The sequence below is a fragment of the Rhodopirellula sp. J20-39 genome (assembly GCF_057365095.1).
Genome location: NZ_CP195123.1, coordinates 5,673,850 through 5,696,677, shown reverse-complemented (window position 1 = coordinate 5,696,677; position 22,828 = coordinate 5,673,850). Strand labels below are relative to the sequence as shown.

24 protein-coding genes are annotated in these 22,828 nt (G+C 53.8%); 12 read left to right on the top strand and 12 right to left on the bottom strand.

Annotated features, from left to right (window positions below; all coding sequences use genetic code 11):
* Positions 1-2: 2 nt before the first annotated feature.
* The 6 genes from ACR3ZL_RS20695 to ACR3ZL_RS20670 all read right to left on the bottom strand — a co-directional run bounded on the left by ACR3ZL_RS20695 (position 3) and on the right by ACR3ZL_RS20670 (position 6,190).
* Positions 3-1,187 carry a c-type cytochrome gene (locus tag ACR3ZL_RS20695; RefSeq protein WP_473651199.1) on the bottom strand — a complete coding sequence of 395 codons (1,185 nt, stop codon included), beginning with the start codon at positions 1,185-1,187 and terminating at the stop codon, positions 3-5.
* Complete coding sequence (locus ACR3ZL_RS20690; RefSeq protein WP_486173601.1) at positions 1,184-1,864, bottom strand: cytochrome c oxidase assembly protein; 681 nt, start codon at positions 1,862-1,864, stop codon at positions 1,184-1,186. Before ACR3ZL_RS20690 ends, ACR3ZL_RS20695 begins: the two co-directional genes overlap by 4 nt.
* Entirely contained in the window at positions 1,864-2,304 is a 441-nt protein-coding gene (locus ACR3ZL_RS20685) for a transmembrane prediction (RefSeq protein ID WP_473651200.1), read from the bottom strand. The genes ACR3ZL_RS20690 and ACR3ZL_RS20685 overlap by 1 nt, the downstream gene beginning before the upstream one ends.
* Positions 2,305-2,309: 5 nt before the next feature.
* A complete protein-coding gene (gene ctaD, locus ACR3ZL_RS20680; protein WP_473651201.1) occupies positions 2,310-4,793 on the bottom strand; it encodes a cytochrome c oxidase subunit I in 2,484 nt (827 codons plus the stop codon).
* An 82-nt stretch (positions 4,794-4,875) separates the two neighbouring features.
* A complete protein-coding gene (gene coxB, locus ACR3ZL_RS20675; protein WP_473651202.1) occupies positions 4,876-5,850 on the bottom strand; it encodes a cytochrome c oxidase subunit II in 975 nt (324 codons plus the stop codon).
* 130 nt (positions 5,851-5,980) lie between these two features.
* Entirely contained in the window at positions 5,981-6,190 is a 210-nt protein-coding gene (locus ACR3ZL_RS20670) for a hypothetical protein (protein WP_473651203.1), read from the bottom strand.
* A 309-nt stretch (positions 6,191-6,499) separates the two neighbouring features.
* Between ACR3ZL_RS20670 and ACR3ZL_RS20665 the strand changes: the two genes are divergently transcribed.
* From ACR3ZL_RS20665 to ACR3ZL_RS20645, 5 genes are all read left to right on the top strand, one after another.
* A complete protein-coding gene (locus ACR3ZL_RS20665) occupies positions 6,500-7,561 on the top strand; it encodes a sodium:calcium antiporter (protein WP_473651204.1) in 1,062 nt (353 codons plus the stop codon).
* Between the two features lie 163 nt (positions 7,562-7,724).
* Positions 7,725-8,783 carry an NAD-dependent epimerase/dehydratase family protein gene (locus tag ACR3ZL_RS20660; RefSeq protein ID WP_473651205.1) on the top strand — a complete coding sequence of 353 codons (1,059 nt, stop codon included), beginning with the start codon at positions 7,725-7,727 and terminating at the stop codon, positions 8,781-8,783.
* Positions 8,780-9,391 carry a vitamin K epoxide reductase family protein gene (locus ACR3ZL_RS20655; protein ID WP_473651206.1) on the top strand — a complete coding sequence of 204 codons (612 nt, stop codon included), beginning with the start codon at positions 8,780-8,782 and terminating at the stop codon, positions 9,389-9,391. Before ACR3ZL_RS20660 ends, ACR3ZL_RS20655 begins: the two co-directional genes overlap by 4 nt.
* Positions 9,391-9,744: an SPW repeat protein gene (locus tag ACR3ZL_RS20650; RefSeq protein ID WP_473653503.1), complete on the top strand. Its 354-nt coding sequence runs from the start codon at positions 9,391-9,393 to the stop codon at positions 9,742-9,744. Before ACR3ZL_RS20655 ends, ACR3ZL_RS20650 begins: the two co-directional genes overlap by 1 nt.
* A 64-nt stretch (positions 9,745-9,808) precedes the next feature.
* Complete coding sequence (locus ACR3ZL_RS20645; protein ID WP_486172927.1) at positions 9,809-11,020, top strand: hypothetical protein; 1,212 nt, start codon at positions 9,809-9,811, stop codon at positions 11,018-11,020.
* 197 nt (positions 11,021-11,217) lie between these two features.
* On the opposite strand, the gene ACR3ZL_RS20640 is transcribed toward ACR3ZL_RS20645, so the two are convergent.
* From ACR3ZL_RS20640 to ACR3ZL_RS20620, 5 genes are all read right to left on the bottom strand, one after another.
* A complete protein-coding gene (locus tag ACR3ZL_RS20640) occupies positions 11,218-12,633 on the bottom strand; it encodes a PDZ domain-containing protein (protein WP_473651208.1) in 1,416 nt (471 codons plus the stop codon).
* Between the two features lie 438 nt (positions 12,634-13,071).
* Positions 13,072-14,136, bottom strand: a complete 1,065-nt coding sequence (locus ACR3ZL_RS20635) for an endonuclease/exonuclease/phosphatase family protein (RefSeq protein WP_473651209.1) — start codon at positions 14,134-14,136, stop codon at positions 13,072-13,074.
* 182 nt (positions 14,137-14,318) lie between these two features.
* A complete protein-coding gene (locus ACR3ZL_RS20630; protein ID WP_473651210.1) occupies positions 14,319-14,501 on the bottom strand; it encodes a YqaE/Pmp3 family membrane protein in 183 nt (60 codons plus the stop codon).
* Between the two features lie 69 nt (positions 14,502-14,570).
* Positions 14,571-15,068, bottom strand: a complete 498-nt coding sequence (locus tag ACR3ZL_RS20625) for a DUF1269 domain-containing protein (RefSeq protein WP_473651211.1) — start codon at positions 15,066-15,068, stop codon at positions 14,571-14,573.
* A 15-nt stretch (positions 15,069-15,083) separates the two neighbouring features.
* Entirely contained in the window at positions 15,084-15,434 is a 351-nt protein-coding gene (locus tag ACR3ZL_RS20620; RefSeq protein WP_473651212.1) for a hypothetical protein, read from the bottom strand.
* Positions 15,435-15,881: 447 nt separating this feature from the next.
* Here ACR3ZL_RS20620 and ACR3ZL_RS20615 point away from each other — a divergent pair, with 447 nt between their 5' ends.
* Positions 15,882-16,487, top strand: a complete 606-nt coding sequence (locus ACR3ZL_RS20615; RefSeq protein ID WP_473651213.1) for a DedA family protein — start codon at positions 15,882-15,884, stop codon at positions 16,485-16,487.
* A gap of 154 nt (positions 16,488-16,641) precedes the next feature.
* Positions 16,642-17,613, top strand: a complete 972-nt coding sequence (locus ACR3ZL_RS20610; protein ID WP_473651214.1) for an SHD1 domain-containing protein — start codon at positions 16,642-16,644, stop codon at positions 17,611-17,613.
* Positions 17,614-18,011: 398 nt separating this feature from the next.
* Here ACR3ZL_RS20610 and ACR3ZL_RS20605 read toward each other — a convergent pair whose 3' ends face one another.
* Positions 18,012-19,331 (bottom strand): hypothetical protein, encoded by a 1,320-nt coding sequence (locus tag ACR3ZL_RS20605; RefSeq protein WP_473651215.1) that lies wholly within the window; start codon positions 19,329-19,331, stop codon positions 18,012-18,014.
* A 329-nt stretch (positions 19,332-19,660) separates the two neighbouring features.
* Between ACR3ZL_RS20605 and ACR3ZL_RS20600 the strand changes: the two genes are divergently transcribed.
* The 5 genes from ACR3ZL_RS20600 (at position 19,661) to ACR3ZL_RS20580 (ending at position 22,753) form a co-directional block, all read left to right on the top strand.
* Entirely contained in the window at positions 19,661-19,852 is a 192-nt protein-coding gene (locus tag ACR3ZL_RS20600; protein WP_473651216.1) for a hypothetical protein, read from the top strand.
* A 52-nt stretch (positions 19,853-19,904) separates the two neighbouring features.
* On the top strand, positions 19,905-20,156 hold the full coding sequence (locus ACR3ZL_RS20595) for an addiction module protein (protein ID WP_473651217.1): 252 nt from the start codon (positions 19,905-19,907) through the stop codon (positions 20,154-20,156).
* Positions 20,131-20,316 carry a hypothetical protein gene (locus ACR3ZL_RS20590; protein WP_473651218.1) on the top strand — a complete coding sequence of 62 codons (186 nt, stop codon included), beginning with the start codon at positions 20,131-20,133 and terminating at the stop codon, positions 20,314-20,316. The genes ACR3ZL_RS20595 and ACR3ZL_RS20590 overlap by 26 nt, the downstream gene beginning before the upstream one ends.
* A 381-nt stretch (positions 20,317-20,697) precedes the next feature.
* The gene (locus ACR3ZL_RS20585) at positions 20,698-21,039 is read left to right on the top strand and encodes a hypothetical protein (RefSeq protein WP_473651219.1); all 342 of its coding nucleotides are present in this window, start codon (positions 20,698-20,700) and stop codon (positions 21,037-21,039) included.
* 178 nt (positions 21,040-21,217) lie between these two features.
* A complete protein-coding gene (locus tag ACR3ZL_RS20580; protein ID WP_473651220.1) occupies positions 21,218-22,753 on the top strand; it encodes a hypothetical protein in 1,536 nt (511 codons plus the stop codon).
* The last annotated feature ends 75 nt before the right edge of the window (positions 22,754-22,828 follow it).

Here is a 22,828-nt window from a genome sequence, read left to right as displayed (position 1 = left end):
GCTTATTTCTTGTCGTTGTTACGGAGGGACGCGTAGTACGCCGACAATGAGAGTCGTTGTGTCTCGTTGAGTTTACTGGCGATCGGGTGCATCAACGATGCATTGTCGCTTCCGCCTCGTTTTCGTTCTGCGAACAGCTCAAGTTGTCGTTTTAGATAACGAGCAGGTTGGCCAGCCAGCTTGGGGTATTCTTCGCTCCGCATGATGTCTCCTGGTCCATGGCAGTCAACACATGATGGGATCTTCGCGGACAGGTCACCTTCATTGGCAAGCGTGCGCCCCCTTTCGATCAACGCATCGTGCGTCAAATCGTTCTTGAGCATTCTCGCATGATTAGCAGTGCGGCGCAAATCGTCGGATTTTGCATCACCCAAGTGATCGTCCTTTTCCACATCATCAGGATCAGAATATGGTTGTCCGGAGAAATAGCTAGCCAACCCATCTATTTGATCTTCTGTCATTCGATTCGCAATCGGCATCATCACGCCACTGAATCGGTTTCCGGTTTGATAAGCGGTCAATGATCTCTTCAGGTACGCCTCGCTTTGGGACGCTAGGACGGGCGTACGGTTGCTAGGTGGTTCGTTGCCGGTGATTCCATGGCAAGCGGCACATAGAGTTGCAGTTTGGTGGGCGATGGGTGCTGTCGCTGGATTGGTGACGCGGTCTTCGTTCAAGAGATTGCGAGGCCGAGTTAAATTCAAATATTCGTTCGCATCCGTGTTTGGCAACTCTCGCAGGAAAGCAACGACGGGCCAGATTTCATCATCACGATTCTGGTCTGGCCAAGCAGGCATGCCAGTGAACTTGATACCGTGTTTAACGATGTAAAACAGCTCGGCGTCGTCCCATTGGCTCACGGCGTCGGTCAGGTCGGGCGGATGAGGCGTCATCTGTGCTGCGACAGGCGGATGAGGAAAACCGGGGGCACCGTGACACCAACGACAATTGCTATCGAAGGTCGCGGCTCCAAGCTGCACCATACCAGGTTCGTCCAGCGGCGGAACGTCGATACCAGTGCTGTGTAAGCCAACGGAGCGATCGCTGGCGAAGTCCAGAGTCCACCGCGTGATCTGCCAGTGCCCGCTACTCGCCTTGATCGGAACGATTCCCGAGACGAGAACGATCACGCCGAGAATGCCGAGCGCAGTGAGCAGAATTGCCAATTCCTTCAGTCGTCGCATCATTGGGTCACCTCGTGGCGTAAGCTTCCAGCTTGCGATGACGTCACCACCGACTTGTCCGCGAGTTGGAAGCTCGCCCCACGGACCAAATCTCTCGTCAACCAAAGCCCCCCGGCCAAATACGCGATTCCGCCGACGACCAACATGACCGCACCTCCGAGATACTGATCCAACAACGGCGTCAGCCCCGAGCCCGCATGTTGGTGTTGGTACAACAGGCGTGGCGACAACGCCAACAGTGCCCCTAAGAAAGTCATGTGCATCGATGTCAACAGAAGTCCGATCACGCCCGCGCCCGCTCGCCCACGACTTCGCGGTTGACTTCCACCGAATGCGGACAGCCACACCCACACCCCAGCCGCCAGGAACATTCCCTGCTCAATGACGAGTCCCAGCAAGTGATGACGTGCCCAGTGATGCAATCCCGGAGCGTGCCAAGCCCACACGATCAACAACTCGCCCACCGACGCGGGGATGGGTGAAAACAGAATCGGAACCTTTCTCACCGGATCGTAACGCAGCCCCGCGACGGCGATCGACAGGAGCGGTGCAACCACCGCAACGATCAACATATGCAACGTCATGTGCGCCGCAAACGAACTCTCTGCCAATCGCGGTAGTGGTCCCAACCACGCGACTCCGAGTAAAAACCAACCGAGATTCCAAGTCGCCAATCGCATCAGTGACATGTCTCCAAAATCACGAAGACCAGTGACGTGTACAACGTCGCAATACCACTGAGCAGTGATAGCAGCAAAGTCGCAAACCCGATAAGACGTTGCTCATCGCGAGGCGTGTCGTCGTCATGTGGCAATGTTGCCTGTCCCATCCGGTGCACTCGCAAACCCGACCGTCCGATCCACGCAATCAGCGTCAGTGCAACGACGGTGAAAACAGCAACTACAATCCGAACAGGCAACGCGTCACCATCGGGTGGATCAAACTTCGCGCAATAAATCGCCGTCGTCAAATAGCTCGCCATAAAATGAACCGCCCAACAGAGCGGCGCGAACGTCAGCCACCAAAGACTAACGGGATGACGCCATGCCCTCGCTTTCCCGGAACCGGCAGTCTTACCGTCTTCGGTCTCAAATTCATCTGGTGATTGATTATCGTTCATGCGAGTCACGCCACCAGCGGAAACAGAGCGATGGTCAGTCCTGTGATCCCCGCCGTCAGCATCAAAAAATGCCAATACAACGTCACGTTGACAACGTCGGCGTCAAAGCGGTGCGTCATCTTTCCCGCAGCACGTCTCGCGATGCAATACAACTGCATCACCATTCCGACCGCCAAATGGACCACGGTCCATAAAACCAAAACACAAACAGACGCTTGATAAACATGGTGGGTCGGATCCATGGCGTGCAGCCAAGGCCCAGCCAGCAACGATCCGCCTGCGATAAACGCCAACGCAAAGGAAGCGACCGTGCAGACGTAAAATCTGATACCCCAAACGCGTCGATTGAGCTTTCGCGACAGCAACATCAACGCCCAAGCCCCCAAGGCTGCCAACACCGAATTCATGGGCCACAAAACACCGGGGCCTTCGACCTCCGGTGGTGGGAAATCTTCGTGAATCGTCCAATAGAAGAAATAGCCAAACACCAGCGACATGAACGCGGTCATGTCGCCCAGCATCGTGATGAACATGGCCCACCATCCGACCGCGTCTGGCCCCGAAACGTAAGTCGGCAACGTCAGTCCCAACCCGACGTCCTTCTCGGTCTTTTCGGGAATGATCGCGGTGCCCGTCCAGAGCCATGCCAAGATCGTCAAGAATGCGAGAACGCCGCTGACAATGGACGCAACGTACCAATGGAACGTCCCAAAAATGAACACTCCCCCGGTGAAGACCGCGGCCCACAAAGTCAAAAACGTCGGACCGGGAACTCGCAAGCATTGAATCGGAGTCGCTTCCACGGTCGATGTTACCAACGTTTCACGCAAACCCTCTTCGGCGTCGGGAAGGTAAAACTTTCCCTCGTCGACATCACGAACAAAATTCTCCTGATCCCACAGCGGATATCGAGACTTGATGACTGGAATGCTGCGGATGCCCCACGGTTTGTCCGGAACCTCGGCCAACCACTCAAGCGTGCCAGCGTTCCACACGTTTCTCGGTGCCGCAGGTTGCCTCCCCTTCGGTCGCAGGACGTCCCACAAGAAGACCGCGAATCCACCCGCCAACACGAACGCTCCGATCGATGAGATCAAATTCAGGTTGTCGAATCCCATCCCCGCCGGATAGGTGTAGACGCGTCGTGGCATCCCGATCAATCCCGTGATGTGCATCGGGAAAAAACTGACATTGAATCCGATCATCATCAGCCAAAACGCGAGCGTGCCGAGACGCTCGGATAGCAACTTCCCCGTGACGAGCGGATAGAAGTAATAGAAGCCTGCAACAATCGGGAAGATCGTTCCGCCGACCAAGACGTAATGCAGATGCCCGACAATGAAATACGTGTCATGAGCTTGGTAGTCAAAAGGTGCGACCGCAACCATCACTCCGGTCAAACCGCCGATGATGAACGTCGCGAGTCCCGCCAACACAAATAGCAGACAGACGGATTTGGTGACACGGCCCACCAGCAACGTGGCGATGAAGCAAAAGATCTGCACGCCCGTGGGAATCGCCACCGCTTCGGAAGCCGCCGAAAAAATGCCAATCGTGATTCCCGGCAATCCGGTGGTGAACATGTGGTGAACCCACAACCCGAAACTGAGGAATCCCGTGCCGACGGCCGCCAACACGATCCATCCGTAACCGACCATCGGAGTACGAGCGAACGTGGGCACAATCATCGCCACCAACGCGATCGACGGCAGGAACACAATGTAAACTTCAGGGTGTCCAAAGATCCAAAACAGATGTTGCCACAACATCGGATCGCCACCGCGTGACGCATCAAAGAACGGCCAATCGAGCGTCCGTTCCAATTCCATCAACAAGTCACCCGCAATCAACGGCGGGAAAGCAAACAGAATCATTGCCGCGACCACCAAGATGTACCATGCGTACAACGGGATCAGGTTCAATCGCATTCCAGGCGGACGGCATTTTAAAACGCCGACGATCAGTTCGACCGCGGCGGCGATGGACGCAATTTCAATGAACGAGAGACCCAACAGCCAGATATCGACTCCGACATCGGTTTGATACTGAGTCGTCATCGGCGGATACATGAACCATCCGCCGCGTGGTCCGGCACCAAAGAACAGCGACCCGCAAACGAATACGCCACCAATCAGGAACGACCAAAACCCATACGCCGACAATCGCGGGAACGGCAGGTCTCTCGCTCCCATCATTTGAGGCAGCAACAAGATCGAGATCGCTTCTAGAATCGGCACCGCGAACAAGAACATCATCACGCTGCCGTGCATCGTGAAGACTTGGTTGTATTGCTCGGCGGTAAGAAAATCGTTTTCAGGTAACGCGAGTTGAATTCGCATCACGAGTGCGAGAAGACCACCGAACAACAAAAACGCAAACGCGGTGATCGTGTACCAAAGTCCAACTTCGGAATTATTGACGGCGGACCAATACCGCCACCCCTTGGGCGTCCGCCACGCGTCGAGTAACCGCTGGGCCTGTACGTTCATCGGAAATTGATCCCTCTGTGCCGCAAACTTCGAAATTGCAGCCTAAATGCTTGGTAGACCGAAACCGTTAATCGCGCACCGTTCATTTCAGTGCTCCCAAAAACTCGACGAGCGATTCGATCTCATCTTCGCTAAGCGATTGGAACTCGGGCATCTCCACACCGGGCTTCACACCATGCGTGTCTACCAACCATCGCGTCAAATTCTCAGGCGTGTTGTCCATCACGCCCGCGGCGATGGAGAGTCGCGAACCAAAGTGAGTCAGATCGGGCCCCACAACACCATCGGCTCGCGTCCCACGAATCGCATGACAAGCGGAACAGCCACGCGAGAAAAACGTGGTTTCACCATCGAGCATATTTGCCGCTAGACGTGATCCATCCGGCTCCGCATCACCGGACGACTCACCCCGCACCGCCATGTTTTGCGTTTGATTAACAAGCCATTCGTCGAACGTCTTCTGATCGGTAACAACGACGCGAAAACGCATTTGCGCGTGAGCCGTCCCACAGTACTCAGCACACACGCCGCTGAAGACTCCCTCGCGTGTCGGGTGAAGTTTCAGACGATTGGTACGTCCCGGCATCATGTCGACTTTTCCTCCGAGCGAGGGAATCCAAAACGAGTGAATCACGTCTTCGCTGGTTAGTTTGAACTCAACCGGTTGATCGACCGGCAGGTAGATCTCGTTCGCGGTCTCGATACGCTCGCCGGCCTCGTCGGTGTAAGTCACCCGCCACCACCATCGAACCCCGGCAACTTCAATCGTCAAACTTCCCTCGGGCGCCGGACGATGCAACTCAGGCAGCATCGCGAGCCCATAAGTCAGCAACACCGTAAGAACAATCGTTGGCACGACGGCACCGCCGCCGATCACCAACCACCCTGTCGTGCGAACCGGATGTTCACGTCGCGACCACATCGCATAGATCGCCAAACCGATCACCACGATCCAGATCAACGTTGCTCCGCCCGTCATCCAGTAGAAAAGTTCGGCGATTCGATCAGCGCCCTTCCCCGCCGAATCAAGCGCTGACTGCGATGCCGAACTGTTCATGGCGTTGTTCAATTTCCGTTCGGGTTGGTGCGTAAGCCGCCAGCGGTGATGCGAGGCAGTACGTCGTGGGCCGTTCGGTGTCGCAGACGGGAAGCCTTAGAACCTGACGCTACGACTCCTCACTTGGCTTTCATGAATCGCCATCCACCGGAGTGTCGATATCAACATCGCCATCCGTTGCAGGATTGAAGTCGAGAGGTTCATCGCCGATCTCGACCTTTGGGACTTCGACCTCTAATCGAGTGGAGTCATCAGTAACATCTGCCGAGCCATCGCAGCCGACCATCGTGGCGCTGGCAATACAGATTGAAGCAATAGCGATTTGATGTAACGTTCTCATCGTTTTCTCAACTTGGGAAGGAGGACATAATTGAACCGCGCTAGCCGTCTGGCTGCAGAGCGTGTACCTCAACCACGAAGGACGATTCGCGACGTAGCTGTGCAGTTCACAAATGCGGTTCGCAAATGCTGTGCCACGTGGCACGCTGATTGCTTAAGTCGTCTTAGTCGGCTTTCGGTGAAAGGGCGGAGGTCGTTTTGGTGAGATGATCAAAAACGATGCAATAAGTACCGGAGGACTTAGGTCCAGTCGCTCCGCCAATATTCGTAGCGGTTTGACGCCCGTCGTCCGGTAATGGGAGCAAAATCAATGCTCATGAACTTTGCCGAGCAATCGATACCGTTCAATGCAGTCACCTTCGCGGTCGCTGCCGTTGTCGTTTGGTTCGCGGGAACCAAGCTAAGCAGCTACGTGGATATCTACGCTGATCGCACGGGTCTGGGGGAAGCTTTCGCTGGCGCATTGATATTGGGTGGCGCCACCAGTTTGCCGGAACTGGCGACAACGCTAACAGCTTCTTATTCGGGCGCAGCAAAGCTGGCGGGTACCAATCTGCTGGGTGGCGTGGTGATGCAGATCGCGGTGCTGGCATTGATCGATGCGTGTGTACTGCGAGGTAAACCACTCACTTTGTTCTCGCCACAATCGTCGTTATTGATGATTGGTGTGATGTTGATCGGAATGATCGCACTAGCATCCGCGGCTGTTGCAAGCGGCGAATTGTTCAGCTTTGGTGGAATTGGCGTTTGGCCGGTATTTTTGTTTGTCGCGTACGTTTCTTCGTTGTGGGTGATCTATCGCTACGAGGGTCATCCACGTTGGGAACCGACTGGCGAGATTGCTCAGCCACCGGAGTCGGCTCGAGATTTAAAGGATGCGCATCATGACAAATACTCCAGTTTTTCTACCAAAGCGATTGTCGGTCTGTTTGGGTTAGCCTCGTTCGCGGTGTTGGTGGGAGGTTTCTTTGTTGCCAAAACGGGAGAAGCGATGGCTGAGCAGACCGGAATCGGGCAGAACTTCTTTGGTGCAACTCTGGTAGCGCTGGCGACCAGTTTGCCGGAAGTCAGCACAACGTATTCGGCGGTCCGATTTGGAGCGTATAGCATGGCGGCGGCGAACATTCTGGGAACTAACAGTCTTGAGATCGCACTTTTCCTGCCCGCTGAAATCGCTTATCGCGACGGAGCAATCTTTGACGCGTTGGACCCATCGACTGGTTTCCTCGCAGCATTAGGTATTGTCGTCACTAGCCTCTACCTATGGGGAATTCTTGAGCGTCGCGACAAAACCGTATTGGGAATGGGCGTCGATTCGCTATGTGTGTTGGTGGTGTATGCCGTGAGCTTAGGCGTCTTTTATACGCTGTAAGATTGATTGCTCTAGCGACACAACGCGGGCCCACCTGTTTGCACGGTACGTCTCGAACAAGCAAATGGTCGCCTGGCAAACGGCTCGTTTCGTCGGATAACCGATGGCATAAAACTTGCATGACTTCGCGACACGTCAACTTGTCGAAACGTGTGAGAAAATGATGTCTGCTACAAGACCCGCTGTAATCGTCACCGGCAGCTCTGGCCTGCTCGGGCGTCCCATCTGCACCCGATTGGCTGAACTGGGCTACCAGGTCTTTGGCTTCGATCGTGTTGGATGGCCGGAACCGCCCAAGGATCACGAGCATGTTCGTGACATTGAGTGCGACGTATCTGACTCTGTTTCTGTCCGAGCGGCGATGGAAAAGGTTCGTCGGTTGACGGAAGGGAAGCTGGCGAGCGTCGTTCATATGGCGGCTTACTACGATTTCTCCGGTGAAGACAGTGATCTGTACGAAAAGGTTACGATCAATGGCACCGATCGACTGCTCAATGAACTGGAAGATTTCGAGCTAGAGCAATTTGTTTTTACGAGTACGACGCTGGTCCATGCACCGTGCGACGTCGGGGATTACATCAGCGAAGAGGATCCGCTGGATGCAAAATGGCCTTATCCACAAAGCAAAATCGAAACAGAGCGTTTGATCCGAGACGGACACCCCAACGTGCGGTCGGTGTTTCTGCGCATTGCAGGAATCTACACCGACTACGGTCGGCAACCGACACTCGTCCAGCAGGTTAAGCGTATCTACGAGAAGGATTTTCAAGGGCATTTTTTTCCCGGTGACACCGATGCTGGTCAATCTTCAGTTCACATCGACGATGCGGTAGACGCCATCGTTCGCACCGTCCAGCGACGCGATTCTATTGAGTCGAAGACTTCGATTTTGATCGGTGAAGCGGAACCGGTTTCCTATGAAGATCTACAAAATCTGATCGGGGAACAATTGCTTGGGCAAGAGTGGTCGACTCTTTACGTTCCCAAGCCTATTGCGAAGGTCGGCGCGGCGGTCACCGACAAGCTTTCTGGTGGCGATGCATTCATTAAGCCGTACATGGTGAATATGGCAGACGATCACTACGCTTTCGATATCTCTCGCGCAAAGGAACTTCTCGGTTGGAAGCCAACGCATGAACTCCGCACGATGGTGTCTAAGATCACGCAATCATTAAAAGACGATCCTGACCAGTGGTATCGAATGAACGGGCTGTTGACGTGAACGACCTCGATGCACATGTTCCGCCTTACAATCACAATCCGTCGGCGTGGAGTCAGCGGATTCCGATTTGCCTGCTCGCATTCGTTGCAGCGGCGATCTCGACGCATCTATCGATGTACCAGTGGGGACTGATCGAAAGTTCCTGGGACCCTGTCTTCGGCGAGGGTAGCAACCGCGTGCTGAAGTCCGATACAGCCAAAACGATGTACAGTATCTTGGGAATTCACGATGCGGCACTCGGTGTGATCGCTTACCTCGGCGACGCAATTCTCGGTTTTGCCGGTTCAACTCGTCGCTGGCAATATCGCCCCTGGCTCGTGATTTTGTTCGGCATTGATGTGATTCCGCTTGGCATTGTGAGTGTGATTTTGGTCGTGTGCCAAGCGTTTGTCGTTGGCGATTGGTGCTTCCTGTGTTTGGTCACCGCCGCTATTTCGTTGATCTTGGTGTACTGGGCCTGGGATGAAGTGCGAGCCTCCCTGACCTACTTGAAACTCGTGTGGACCCAAGATCACGACAAGCGTTTGTTGTGGCGTGCGTTTTGGGGTTATCGTGACGAGGCATTTGAGCGAGCGGCGGAGACTCTATTGTCACGGGAGGTGGCATGATGTGGGGACGAGTTGTCGAAATCATGACTGCGGTCTGGCTTGCGGTGAGCCCGTGGATTTTCCACGCGGCTTCGGATCGCTCGCTCGTGTGGGGCGATTTGAGTGTTGCCTTGCTAGTCGCGGTGCTTGCTGGGTTATCGTACTGGCGTCCCACGCGACACGCTCACCTGTTGATTTTGTTGGTAGCCAGCGGCTTGATTGCTTGGGGGCGACTCGCTGGAACGCCTCCTCCGTATGTGCACCAGAACCATATTGTCGTCGGGCTTTTCCTGCTGATGATCGCGTTGATCCCAAACGACGCGTCGAACCCGCCTACAACGTGGCGAAAACGCTCGTCGTGTGACACGACCTAGCGGAATGACGCCAATCGTCCAGTGTTAGTGCTGGACCAGAGGGCTCTCGCCCATCTGTTTTTTTATGAAATTGAATATGCAACCTAACCAACCGCTTATCGAAATCGGCATCATCGTTGCTGGGTTGCTCGATAAGGTCGACGAGAGGGCAACCAGTCTCGCCACAAAGACTTCCAAAGAGTTTTTAGGAAAACACTTTCCTGACTTCGAGTTTGATTTGTTCATCATCCGCAGACCGGAGTTGGTTGATGGGAGCGTGGTTGAGCCAAGCATTTTATTGCAACGCGCAGTCGAAGAACGTGATTCACGGCACTGGGACTATTCCATTGTGCTGACCGCGGCAGATCTTGATAGTTATTACACGTCTCATTGTCTGGCTGCATTGAGTCGTCCACTCGACGCCGCAGCAATCTCACTTTCGCTCATCGATCCGATTGCAGTGGGTGAGGCAACTGATGAGGCGACTCGAGTGCAGCGGGTGGCACATCGTCTGAGCCGGTTGATGCTCCACTCCCTTTCACATCTATCCGGATTGAGTGCGAGCGATGATCCTGGCAATCTCATGTTGCGGCCCGCCGACGCCGAAGGGCTGGATGCGATGGAAACCCTCACGGCAGACCAGATCTCGCAGCAACGGACTTCGTTGAGTGAAGTGGCCGATCAACGACTGGAAGAAGTCAGTGGCCGCCAACTCAATGCATTGATGTTCGCAATCCGTGCCGGGTGGATCAATCGCCGCGAGATTTCCGAAGCCATGGTCGCCGCACGTCCCTGGCAATTCCCGCGTCGCCTGAGCGGATTGACGCTTGCATCTGTGTCAACCGCTGCCGTGTTGCTGATGACGGCGGAAGCGTGGGATTTAGCACTGTCGCAAACCTGGACGAGTTCGGCACTTCTGACAATCGCTGCCTGGTTATTAACGACAACTTATGTAATTGTTCGGCAGCAACTGCTCGTGCATCACGGACGACGCCGCAGCGAGCAAGCAGTTGTTACGGCCAGTTCAGCAATCGGAATCGTATGGGTCGGTATGGTCGTTACTTGGCTATGGTTATGCCTGATCGGAGTGTTGGTGAGCGGTTCGCTGTTTGGAGATAGTCTCATCGCTTCATGGGCGGCGTCGTCTCAATTGTCACCGGTTGGGATTACCGTGTTCTTAAAGATCAAGATGAGTCTCTTCATCGCTTCCATTGGCATCATTATCGGAGCACTCGGGACTAGTTTCGAGTCGCAGCATTACTTCCGACACATTATCTTCGTCGATGAAGAAGTTTGAAGCTCGCTCGTTAGAGCAGGACGCTAGGCAAATCACTTCATTGCCGAGCGTCCTTTTATTCGTATCGTGGTCCCTGGTCCCTGGTCTCTGGTCTCTGGTCTCTGGTCTCTGGTCTCTGGTCTCTGGTTCCTGGTCCCTGGTTCCGCCATGTAGCGACACATGGCGGAATGGCAATTGCTAGCTTGCCAAATCGTTGGTTACCACCAGACTCCGTAGTTGGGCCTGACTTGGATACCGCCACGGAAGCCGTACGGATAACCACCGCTGTAGTAATAGGGACGTCCGCCGTAGTTGTAATACCGATACGGATTGTTTCGATATCCCCTGTTTAAGTAGGGGGAATACGAACGGTATCCACTGCGATATCGATAGTCGCCACGATTTCGATCTCGGTCCCGGTCTCGATTCTGATAGTTTGGGTTGTTGTAACGCGATCGGGTCCAGTCATTGCTGATGTTCGGTGGTAATTCACGCGTGCCATCGTACTGGGCCAAGAACAGACGTTGTGACGCGACGTCTTCCAGAGTCGATAGATCTTCCTGGTTTGATTTTGGTGCAGGAGCTTCCTCGGCACCTTCCAGTGAGCTATCAACGGGAGGAGCGGTGGGACGTTTCAGTTCATCAACCTGCTTTTGCAGCGAACGAATTTGTGCCCGCATATCGTCGATCACCTCATCCACTAAACCAGCCTCGGGTGACAGTGGCATTGGGAAGGTAGAATCATCCATTGGCATCCGAAACGATTGTCGAAACCACTGTAGCGGGGCATCGCTAACTTGTCCCAGTGTCACGTCGATCGTTTGTTCGTCGTCGTTACGCCGGACCGATAGATCGAGCTTTTCGCCAGGTTCGAAATCTTGAACTTGAGTGACGAACGAATCAATGGACTCGATCGCCTCTCCATTAAGTTTGGTGATGACATCGCCAGACCTCAGACCGGCTCGCATTGCCGGACTGCGCGGGTGAACATCCTGGATGTGAACACCTTTGTCTCCGTCGGTGCCTGCAGACAACTGGACGCCCAGCCACCCGCGGTGACTACCAGGTAGCTCTTTGGCTTCGCTTGCTAAAGTCACCTGTTTGACCATTGTCTGGCCCTGTCGCCAAACACTCACGGCGACTTGATCGTTGGTGTTCAGTTCACTGATTCGTTGCTTTAGGTCTCTTGGGGTTGAGACCGATTGATCGTTGATGGCCAAGATATAGTCGCCTGGTTCAATGCCTGCCCGGGTCGCTGGGCTGCCCCGGACGATATCGAGGACGCAAACACCTTCACCGGGACATGAGCCGACCATCACGCCGAGTGCCGGCGAGTCATCATCAGCATGATCTTGTTGGCTAGTCTGCTTAGGGGCGTTGGAGGCAACTGATTCGGGGTTTGGTGCTTCGGACCTAGACGTTTCAGAGCTAGGGGGTTCGGGGCTAGACGTTTCAGAGGTTGGTGACTCGGAACGAGAGGATTCGATGTTGGGTGACGTGTTGGTCGCTTCGACCGGCGACTCAGACAAGGTGGCATCCTGAGCGACTGATGTACGAACGCTGCCTGCTGTGAATGGCAGTCCAAAAGTGGCAACCGCAGCGACGATTACAATTTTTCGCTGTGTGATTTTCATGTGGGGAATCTCCCAGTGAAGGGGCAAGGAGTTTAGTGAACTGCCTAGAGTCGCAGCAAACTCTGTTCCGATTGCAGCGATCGGATGCCAGCCCCCAGGGAGAGGAATTCAGCTAATCACCATGCAGGATTCGCAGCATCTGGTTCACTTTCGACCGTTGCTTCATTGAGAGACAGCAATAAGTCTGATTCCTCAGAGTGGCCGTAGGCTTGCTTACTTGCAGGAAAGGAGTTCAACAGAAAGCGACTGCACCGGGTTCCTAGCCAATCGCGATTGCCCGAATTGCTGCACTCTCTTCCTCCAGTGTGTTCGCTAATGAACCATCGGTTATCGATTGCGACAGCAGAATTGATAGCTGGCCAATTTTTCCGAACTGTTCGGCGGAATTAGCACATCGAGCGTTCCCGCAAACCACACTGCTGAGTTGGATGCCATCCACTAATCTGCTGCCTCGACAGCGTCCTCCGCGTCTTCGCGATCACCGGCATCAAGATCTGATGCAGCCTGCGTATCGCTCGCTTTCGGCTCGTGGCTGAGTTGGATCCAGAGAGGAAAATGGTCCGACCCGATCGACGGCAAAACTTCCAGTTCTGCGACACGAAAGTCGTCGCTGTGAAATACGTAGTCGAGAGGGTATCGCATGACCCAGGACGTGGCATCAAAGGTCGCGTAGAACCCTCTTCCAACTCGCGGATCTAGAAGTTGGCTCATCTCACGGAATAAATTGCTCGTCCTCGACCAACCGACGTCGTTCAAATCGCCTAGTACGATCACGCTAGAATCGTTGCGGACTTCACGGCCGACCAACACCAATTCTGCATCTCGTTTAGTGGTATCCGTTCCCGGATGTGGCGGCTTAGGATGAACCGCAAAAACACGAACTACCTGACCATTTCGCAAGACGACATCGGCGTCGATTGATGGAACTGCTTCGCGAACGATTTCCCGCAATTCGCACCGCGGCATTTCGAGTTGGCTGTACAGTGCGATGCCGTAGCCATTTTCCTGTGGATGCACCAAGTGAGTTGCAAATTGGTCCTTCAACGACTCGATGTCCTTGGACCAACGCTCGTTAACTTCACAAAGTACCAGCAAGTCTGGGTTGCGTTCGGCAACGAGTTTTAACAAGGCGGCAGCATTTTGGTTCGTTTCCAATACGTTCGCTGCCATCACCCGCAGTTGCTTGTCAGGTGCATCGCTTCGGGCCGTTTCAACTTGCGGAGTCGCCAGCGGCAGATATGAATGAATCCAGTAGACTTGAACAAGGCAGGCGATGAGTAGCCCCGACGCTGCGACGCCAACACCCATTTTCCGATGACGAAAGAACCACAACATCGGAAGTGCAACAAGATAGGTGATTAAAAGCTGCAATCGTGGAAAGTCGCCGACCCGAATCCACCACTGGTCGACAGGTAGCAAAGGCAGAAATGCAGTTGCAAGTAATGCCCCGACGATTGCTAACATTAGCCACCACAGCATTCGGCGAATCGGTCGGTCAATCATGATCCCTCCTTATGGTAAGGCTCACTTTGCCGAGCACGCCTGAGAATACGTTAACGTTTGGCGAGTTAATTCCAGCTTCGCTAGGATCCCTTGTTACCCACAATATGGGACGATCGCAGCAAGTCGCCGACTTTACGCCGTGAGTGCACCGATTTGCAGCAAGCATGAGTTACAGCGAAGAATTATTCCAACTTTGCCAGTCCCGGTGGTCGTGAAGCCATGATGTAGATGGCGTGCAACATCCCTGGTACTAATCCTAGCAACGTTAACAAGCAATTGATCCAAAAATGTTTGCTGACCCCAAACTGCATGTAGACAGAAAGTGGCGGCAGGATAAACGCGATTAGCAGTCGGATGAAGCTCATGATGGGACTCCCTGATTGAAAGCTTGCGGCACAAACAGTGGTTTACATGCCTGTTGTCGTCTCAATTGGTTATGTGTGTCGTTCGAGTGATTTCGGGCTGGTTGTTTTTAGAGAGGCTTCGGCATCACTAAGCTGAAAATCGTCTGCGTCGTGAACGACAACCAGCACCGAACCGGACTTGACCCGTTGTTCGTAGTCAGCGCTGACATCGTGGGTGACGCCCCAGCTTTCCATTCCCAGTAGACTGCCGACTGCAGCACCGATTGCCATCCCAACCAGTGGCCCCGCGATGATGAAGGGTCCAATCAACGTCCCTGCAGCGATAGGTGCAGCGACCGTGCCGCCAATCAGCATCCCCAATGAAGTGTTACGACCCTCTGGGGCGGAAGCGGTTGACTTCCCGCTTTCTGGATCATCGTGCAGTTCATGAATGTGTCGGGCCGCGGGATCATCGGCACTGGAAACAACGGAAACGTGACTCAGTGTAAAGCCACTCTTCTCCAAAACTTCCAAGCCAATCTTCGCAGCGGCGTTCGTCTCGTATTCAGCGATTAAGCATTTCGACATGATTTTGCTCCTGCATCACGCATCGGTTGCGGAGCTAATGTTTGCCGCTTTAGCTGGAGACTGATCCTGTGGATGCTCCGATTCCCACTGGACGAGTTTATCGAGCTTTTGTTGCAGCTTTCCAGTGATCGCCGACAGTGCACCACCACGGTGCATGGCGGGTTCTGGGCATAGGCTCTTTACTCGGCTTTCTAAGTCGGCAGTGATATCTTGCCCAGTCTTGCGGACATAGCCACTCATCAACAGTGATTTCAGCAAGGCGTCGCTGCGATCGACCATACCCGAATCGTCACCTTTGAGAGTCTCGCAACAGATCTGCGTCAGAGCGTCAAGCTGCTCTTCAATTTCCGGATTCGTGTCGCTCATTCTCTCTCTCCAAACCTATTCAGCGGACCAGCACGGACCAGCGGCCTGTGCTATCGAAGGATTGGCCTCCGACTACGGTAGCTATTTGCAAATGACGTGCCGTCCGGGGAGGTCTTTGCTTGTCGGGAGAAGTTTCGTTAATGGATGCCTACACGCTTCAGCTAGTTCTTTCGCCGTGCCTACTAGCTAATTTTCCCTGCTAGCTCTTTTTCTCTGTGAGCCAAACTCCCTGTTTATCGACGATCGCCTTTGTTGCGGATCGCTGCAGTGCAACTAAAGGTATCACTGGTCCAGCCAATCAGTTCGTGATTCAGCGAATCCCTCAGTGTCGGAAATAAACCGAAGCGGGACCCTGCAGAGAGTTCTGGTCTTTCAGTCCGGCAGATCCGTTTAGGTGGTACACAGCTTGCAGCGTCGTTGTTGTCAATCCTCCGCGAGGCTAACACGATGGAACAATGGATCAAAACATTTCTGGAGCAGTTCGGCGCACTGGGTGTTGGTGCGCTGATGTTGTTCGAAAACATCTTTCCGCCGATCCCGTCAGAGATCGTTATGCCGTGGGCAGGGTATTCGGTGAGTCAGGGGCATGACTCATTCCTGGCCGTCGTCGCTGCCGGCAGTGCCGGATCATTTGTCGGTGCAATGCTTTGGTACTTCGTTGGTCGCTGGATCGGTAAAGAAAAGTTGTCGAGCTGGATTGAAGGGCACGGTGCATGGTTGACCATCACGCCGAATGACTTGGATCGTGTCGATGATTGGTTCGATCAATGGGGAGCAGTCACCGTGCTCGTTTGCCGAATGATTCCGGGACTAAGGACGCTGATCAGTGTGCCGGCCGGATTCGCTGCGATGCCATTGTGGAGGTTCAGCATTTTTACCGCGATTGGCACAATTCTGTGGACTGTACTGCTGGCGGGAATCGGGTATTGGTTAGGCGACAACTACGCCGACCTCGCCGGGCCGCTCGGATGGGTAAGCACTGGGGTGGTCCTAGCGATGTTCGCCTGGTGGCTTTGGCGTTTGCGAAAGCAGCAACGGCACTCCGACACGTAATGCAATCATGCGATCGCTTGGCACCCAGTCGCTTGGCACCCAGTCGCTTGGCACCCAGTCGCTTGGCACCCAGTCGCTTGGCACCCAGTCGCTTGGCACGCGAAATGCGTGACCGCTTTATGTGAAGTTTCCTTATTTACGCAAACGGTGACCAATGCGATTTCCAACGATCTATTCAATGATTTTCTTAGCCAGCGTTTTCTCGCTGGCATTCCCGACCACGACCGCTGCGAACGATATGCGGCGTTGGACTGACGCAAGCGGGAATTACACTGTCGAGGCGGAGTTGCTAACCGTCAACAAGCAGCTCGTCGTTCTAGAACGCCAGGACGGTGAATTGATTGCCCTGCGTCGTGACGAGCTTTCTGATTCGGATACGGATTTCGTTCGAAACCATGAGCTTGCCAATCAAGAAGATGAAAACCTTGATGGTGACTTCATTTGGAAACTCCGTGACGGCGAGGAGATTGCTGGCAGGTTGGTCGGTTTCGGTCGGCAAGAATTGATCGTCAAACGTGAGCGAGGAAGGATCTGGGTGAACGATCGTCAATTGGACGAACTGCCCAAGGCCTACCGCAAGATTTTGCCCAACGTGGTTTCCGCGATTGATGAAGCGAAAATCACCTCGGTATCGGAACTTGAGATGCACCTCGCTGATCTCGGCGCTGGCCCCTTCAAGTACACGGTCGAGGGCGTGCAGCTTGATCTTAGGGAACGTGGGATGATCACGATTCCGCTGTCGCTGTTGACGCTCCAAGAGAGCCAGCAGATCGCGCCAGGTTTTATGCGTTGGCAAGCGTCGCAAGAGGCAGAGGTTAGCGAAGACGATCGTTACGAAACTGAAAGCCGGGAACGTTTGGCCCTTGATAGCCGGCTTAGGCAAAGAGCACGAGCACGCTATCAGTCCACCGGCCAATTGCAACAGATGAAAATGATGGAGCTAGGTTTGCTGGCTGTGCAGGCCGGAGTCACTGACGTATGGGAAGTTGCGATACGTCCGATGAATCGCTACGGCTACGGACGCACCGTCATGGTCAGTGCGCAGAACAGTATCATCGCGAGGCAGAAAGTCGCTCAAAGATATCCCGGTTGGGAAATCGGAGCGATTGCAAAACGGAGTTACTAGTAGACGTTGAAACATGAGGTTGTTTCCCGGCTCAGCAGGAAACAACGCCCATGACGTTAGTCGCCCCATGCGATGAATGGGGCAGTCACGCTCGCCCGTAACCGATGTGGGGCGAACTCACGAGTCTAACTCGAGTCCAACATCGGTCACTGCGGCAGAGATTTTCGAAAACAGCTGCATGCAGCTATCCAGTCTTCGGCAGTTTCTGCTGGCAAAATAATTGACGCTCCATTCAAGGACGAAGCTGCTTTCGACAAGTCGTCGAGCAGCCTTGCAGCCACGCGACCACCAACCAACGTCGTGGTCTTCCCGTGGTTCGCATTTGCTGTGGCCCAACATGCTACTCGCGGGTAACGACGTGCAATTGAGTTGATCGCCGCTTTACCAAGAACGCGAGACTAGTTCGTAACGCCAGCCCCGGGCGTCTTGGGATGTGCGTTCTGCGGGAAGTCGAAGGTCAACACAAGTGGTTCCGATCCTGTGTTCTCGATTTCAACGCCACCGTTGGCAAGAGCGGCCTGCGTGATGAACCCGATTTCGGGATAGACCTCGCCGAGAACCATATCTTGGTGATATCGCACTTCGAGTTTTCCAACGCGGCCGCTTCCGCCGTTGGTGTGGAACAACGTGGGGCTTTCTGGGCAAAATTGAGTCTTACCGCCAGGCTGAACAGTCAGTCGCAGGATTGAGCACTTTTGATCGCCAAGGAAGTCGCAGTAGACGATCCACTTGGCGTCGACGCCATCGCCTGAAAACTCTTCAGCGGTGATTGCCGGACGCCGATTCTTCTGAACGAAATCGGGATCCTGGTTGGCGGCGAAGTCGAACTTTTCCACCAGGTAATCCCAGTCTTCGTGACGATCCTTCGGATAGTCCTCTTCCCTGCATGCGTAAAACGCATCCGCTGCTCCGATTTTTCCATCCAGCGTCAGGTCTTCGGCCAAGAAGTGCTCGTCCATCGTGACGTGCAATTCGTGAGTGCAAAGGTCCGTTGGCGAGTGCAGTACACCGTTGGGCATCACAAAGCCGTTATCAATATGCATCATCGTGTGAGGCGACAAATGGCGGACTCCGTTGTACTCGCCCTGTCCGAATCGCTTCATGCAGGCCAGAAACTCATCCTTGGTCACGAACGGGTACAGCCCCATTGCCGTGGTGTGGTAATGCGATGGACTGACTCCGGGATTGTCGTACGAGTTGATGTCGTAGACTTCCCACTTGGACCAGTGAAGGTGATGTGGGATCGGGTTCAGATTGTCAAATTTCTTGGAAACGATCGGCCAAGTCGGCGTTCCGTAAAGTGATTTCGCAAACGCCGTTACCTTCTCACCCATGACCGCTTCTGGATTGGCAGCGATCAGATCCTGCAACGAGATGAACTGCCCGTTCGGAGTCAGGACGTGCGCTTCACCTTCACGAAACGGTGCTTTGTTCGTGCGAGTATCGATGACACCCGTCACGATCGGCACGGTGCAGCACATCCACAGTTCATCGAGCCCCGTCCCGTTCATGTAGTCCGGGTAATACGATTTTTCATCAAGGCGAAGCCGTTTACCCGGCGAACAAAATGTCCGGCCAGCGTAGCGGTGTGTTAGCTGCAAAACCCCATCGTTCTCATTAAGGCAGTCATCGAGAATCGAATCCGGTCCTCCGCCGGTTCCGTCGATCACATCTTGTTGGGGATACTCGTGCAGTTTGTCAGCGAGAATGGACACCATGGGTAATGAACCTCAATGAATCGAAAGAAGCGTGTCGGTTCCAAAAAATGATTTTTTGGAGGGAGGGTGGGGAACTTCGTTTGCTAAACCGCAACGAGACAGACGAAGAATCGAATGGTCCGCGGTGATAGCAGAGCGGTGCAGTGTACGAAAAGTGGGCCAAAGGAATCAGGGGGCTGCGGTGCGACGTTGTGTCCGTTTTGGGAGTTGAATGAAGGCATTGGCAGCCTCGAACAAATTGTCGTCACGCCCAAAATTGTAGTCCCCCAGGGTCGCACGCAGGTCGTTTGCCCACGCCACGATGCAAAATTACCCTGCCTTCGGCAGGAATGGCACAACCTCGCAGAACGCCGGGTAAACAGGAGGTTCGCCTAGGTGGTGGTGCGATTTTCGGTGCAGTGGGCTCATTGGCAATCGAAGATTCCGCACGACGCACGCTCGTGCAGTCCTGGTCTACGCTGGACCAAGCCACCAAGGACATCATCCAAACCATCGTCGAAAGTCGGTCTTCGACTGGATGATGTCGGCTTGATATACTGGGACCGGCGTCATCGTTCACCCAATGATCCACTCATGTCCGAATCCACCCATCAACTCATCACATCTGCGTTGCAACTTGCTCCGGCTGATCGAGCGGTGGTTGCGAACGCCATTCTTGCCAGCTTGGAAAGCGAAACGGACGACCACGAATCGCAAGAGATTCGCGAGGCGTGGTCTGACGAGATTAGCAATCGCATCGCCGATATTGACAGTGGACGAGTGAAGACGATTCCGTCATCCGAAGCATGGAAGATGATTGATGGCGAAATTGAGCTACGAGATTGAGTTCCACCCCGATGCCATCCGCGAGATTCGCGAAGCAGTCCAGTGGTATCGTGAGCGAAGCGAAGAAGCGGCCACCGAGTTTCGGACGCTTGTGAAGTCCGCCGAAGAACTCGTCGAGCGTTCGCCCGAGTCTTGGTCAGCGTATCTTTTGGAAACGTGAGGCTTTCGTTTCGCAAAGTTCCCGTTTGTTTTCGTCTACGTCATTCGTGGCAGGAGAGTCTTCGTTGTGGCGTGGGCTCACACGAAGCGAAAGCCAGGCTACTGGAGAGAGCGACTTGCGTAGCCGCACCTTCCCCCGGCAGGAATAGCACGACCAGCGAAAACACGGTTGAAACGGATGTTTCCGAAGCGGTGGGTGCAGTCTTGGGTGCAGCCAATAAAGCGACGATTTGCTTCGCGAATTGATCGAGATTTGGGACGGCGTTTCGCCCGAAATTCAACAGGCGATTCTTACAATCGCTCGTCAGTGCAAGGCGAGTCCAATCAAGAGAAGTTAGACTTACGACCTTCGACCGATGAATGCCCACTGAAGTTTGAGACAATGCGAGACTTACCTGAACGACTCCGAATCGAAGACTGTAAAAACGGTTGGCTTTACCGAGTCTATTCTCGAAACTTGAACCTTGGTGTTTACAGAAACGAAGATCATGGATTCATCGGTATCAGGCATAAGATGGGGCGTCGCTTCCTGTTTGTCGAGTTTCATTGGGACATTGGACCGCCATTCGGCACGGTGAATCCGCTCGAACCAATTGTCCGTTGTCCCATAGAATCCCTCTGCGAACGTGTGAGCGAAGGTGCTGAACCTCAAGCCAATGCCGCTCTGATGGCGTGGATAGAGGAACAGGGGCTGCGTCTGGGAATCACCCCGGAAAGCTGCTAAGCGTCGCCAGTCGCGTTGCAGTGGAGTCCACTGACCAAAACGATGTCTTCCTTGCATTGCCTCGAAAATGCCACAAACACTAAAAATATATGATTCTGTCCAGAACGGACTCACCCGAGAACAGAACTCGCGTGATCGTTCATTGCTTCTCGACGTCTTTCCTCAGTTGCAATCATGCTTGACTCCAAATTTCCTAAGTCTTCGTCCTTATCTGTACTCGCGACCTCATCGATTTTTTGACGAATCAGACTTTCAGTCTCTCTACGCTTGGCTCGATACACGGGCAACGACTCACGATGTGGAGCTCAAAAGCTATCTCAAGGATCACGACGGAGAGATCAATCGAGCTTTGCTTTTTCTCGGGGAGTTGAACAGAGAAGCGTGGACGGACCTGAAACTAGATTTAGAAAATGAAATTGAGATCTTTCGATTCGTCGACAAGTTCTTTCATCCAGGGTATCTGCGTCTGATCGAGGCAGTGCTTACGCCAATTGCTCGTGTCGTTGCCCACTTCTCGAGACTTGATCGCGGGAAGGGAACTGATGGTCTCGACACTTACTCCATCGCGGAAGAGTTAAAAGGGACAACGCACGGGAGTTTCGTTCGGCACTATCAAAACACGGTGCGAAACGGAATTGGACATGGCGGAATTACTCTTCGTCAGAGTGAAATTTGCTACCGCGACAAGAAAGGAAACGAGGAAACCATCAGCATTCGGTCGTTTGTCAGATTAGTAGATGATCTACTAGACACCTGCAACGGTATGGCCGCCGCGATCAAAGTGTTCTTTCTCGTGCGTGAAGAATCTGGATTCGTCCCCCCACGGCAATTGCTGGTCGAAGAATTGAAGGAAGAGACTGCCGCTTCTTGGTGGAGCGTTGAGGGATGCGTGGAATCCGAAATAAACGGTTGCTCGCAATTGATTGTCTACGCAAAACCTACAACACGTCACTACGCCAAGGTCCACTTTTCGGCCATTCAAACGGGAATTCTTGCCGAGGTCTTTGCGCAGGGATACGACCGCTACTTCTTGTCACTTTCTTCACGTCTTTCGGCAGGTTGGGCTGCGTTTGACGGAGAGAAGTTGAAGTCACTTCGGGAGTCAAACACTGACGACATAGCTAGCTACGCGGGCGTGCTGGAGAACGACTTAGTGTTTTTCGCACCGAGACCTGCGATGCCTGCCCTTCTAGGCAAACTCGATACTCTGATAAAAGCTTTTCAACTTTCGGTCCCAGCGACGCTGCAGAAACTACGAGATGATCGAGGTATCCCTGACATTGTTTGCCGAGATTCTGAAATCCATCGAAATGCATGGGGTGCAGTTGTAAGTGGAAGTGTTGTCATCGAGTCGTGCGTCGAGACTGATCTACGTAATGCCATCACCCTCCACAAACGGCGGATCCTGAAAGCTGCGACAAGACATGCTCGCAAGACCCACCGCAGTAGTCTCGCGTCCTATTTACCAATCGCGTTTGCGCAGATCTCTGTTTACCGAAAAGACTACCGCCGCCGTAGGTTGATTGGATTTGGCCTGGGAGAGGATTTGATCTGCACTATTCGCCTCCAGCGATTGAGACGCATTAGGTCACCCGACATTGGGGGAGCCACAGTGGAGACAGACGGCAAGTGGCGAGTCGCCTGGAACAAAAATTGGCTTGACGCTCCTGGTTATAGAGCGATCGAATGCATCTCGGCGGATGAAAACAAGTAAGGCGGGCTAAACATCGGACGAGTTGCGCATCAAGAAAACAAGCCAGTCACCCAAAGGTGACTGGCTTGCTCCGCT

What these genes read in the sequence shown, in the direction of transcription:
- ACR3ZL_RS20695 (WP_473651199.1), bottom strand. Translation starts at nt 1,187, where the DNA reads ATGATGCGACGACTGAAGGAATTGGCAATTCTGCTCACTGCGCTCGGC.
- ACR3ZL_RS20690 (WP_486173601.1), bottom strand. Translation starts at nt 1,864, where the DNA reads ATGCGATTGGCGACTTGGAATCTCGGTTGGTTTTTACTCGGAGTCGCG.
- ACR3ZL_RS20685 (WP_473651200.1), bottom strand. Translation starts at nt 2,304, where the DNA reads ATGAACGATAATCAATCACCAGATGAATTTGAGACCGAAGACGGTAAG.
- ctaD (WP_473651201.1), bottom strand. Translation starts at nt 4,793, where the DNA reads ATGAACGTACAGGCCCAGCGGTTACTCGACGCGTGGCGGACGCCCAAG.
- coxB (WP_473651202.1), bottom strand. Translation starts at nt 5,850, where the DNA reads ATGAACAGTTCGGCATCGCAGTCAGCGCTTGATTCGGCGGGGAAGGGC.
- ACR3ZL_RS20670 (WP_473651203.1), bottom strand. Translation starts at nt 6,190, where the DNA reads ATGAGAACGTTACATCAAATCGCTATTGCTTCAATCTGTATTGCCAGC.
- ACR3ZL_RS20665 (WP_473651204.1), top strand. Translation starts at nt 6,500, where the DNA reads ATGCTCATGAACTTTGCCGAGCAATCGATACCGTTCAATGCAGTCACC.
- ACR3ZL_RS20660 (WP_473651205.1), top strand. Translation starts at nt 7,725, where the DNA reads ATGTCTGCTACAAGACCCGCTGTAATCGTCACCGGCAGCTCTGGCCTG.
- ACR3ZL_RS20650 (WP_473653503.1), top strand. Translation starts at nt 9,391, where the DNA reads ATGTGGGGACGAGTTGTCGAAATCATGACTGCGGTCTGGCTTGCGGTG.
- ACR3ZL_RS20645 (WP_486172927.1), top strand. Translation starts at nt 9,809, where the DNA reads ATGAAATTGAATATGCAACCTAACCAACCGCTTATCGAAATCGGCATC.
- ACR3ZL_RS20640 (WP_473651208.1), bottom strand. Translation starts at nt 12,633, where the DNA reads ATGAAAATCACACAGCGAAAAATTGTAATCGTCGCTGCGGTTGCCACT.
- ACR3ZL_RS20635 (WP_473651209.1), bottom strand. Translation starts at nt 14,136, where the DNA reads ATGATTGACCGACCGATTCGCCGAATGCTGTGGTGGCTAATGTTAGCA.
- ACR3ZL_RS20630 (WP_473651210.1), bottom strand. Translation starts at nt 14,501, where the DNA reads ATGAGCTTCATCCGACTGCTAATCGCGTTTATCCTGCCGCCACTTTCT.
- ACR3ZL_RS20625 (WP_473651211.1), bottom strand. Translation starts at nt 15,068, where the DNA reads ATGTCGAAATGCTTAATCGCTGAATACGAGACGAACGCCGCTGCGAAG.
- ACR3ZL_RS20620 (WP_473651212.1), bottom strand. Translation starts at nt 15,434, where the DNA reads ATGAGCGACACGAATCCGGAAATTGAAGAGCAGCTTGACGCTCTGACG.
- ACR3ZL_RS20615 (WP_473651213.1), top strand. Translation starts at nt 15,882, where the DNA reads ATGGAACAATGGATCAAAACATTTCTGGAGCAGTTCGGCGCACTGGGT.
- ACR3ZL_RS20610 (WP_473651214.1), top strand. Translation starts at nt 16,642, where the DNA reads ATGCGATTTCCAACGATCTATTCAATGATTTTCTTAGCCAGCGTTTTC.
- ACR3ZL_RS20605 (WP_473651215.1), bottom strand. Translation starts at nt 19,331, where the DNA reads ATGGTGTCCATTCTCGCTGACAAACTGCACGAGTATCCCCAACAAGAT.
- ACR3ZL_RS20600 (WP_473651216.1), top strand. Translation starts at nt 19,661, where the DNA reads ATGGCACAACCTCGCAGAACGCCGGGTAAACAGGAGGTTCGCCTAGGT.
- ACR3ZL_RS20595 (WP_473651217.1), top strand. Translation starts at nt 19,905, where the DNA reads ATGTCCGAATCCACCCATCAACTCATCACATCTGCGTTGCAACTTGCT.
- ACR3ZL_RS20590 (WP_473651218.1), top strand. Translation starts at nt 20,131, where the DNA reads ATGGCGAAATTGAGCTACGAGATTGAGTTCCACCCCGATGCCATCCGC.
- ACR3ZL_RS20585 (WP_473651219.1), top strand. Translation starts at nt 20,698, where the DNA reads ATGCGAGACTTACCTGAACGACTCCGAATCGAAGACTGTAAAAACGGT.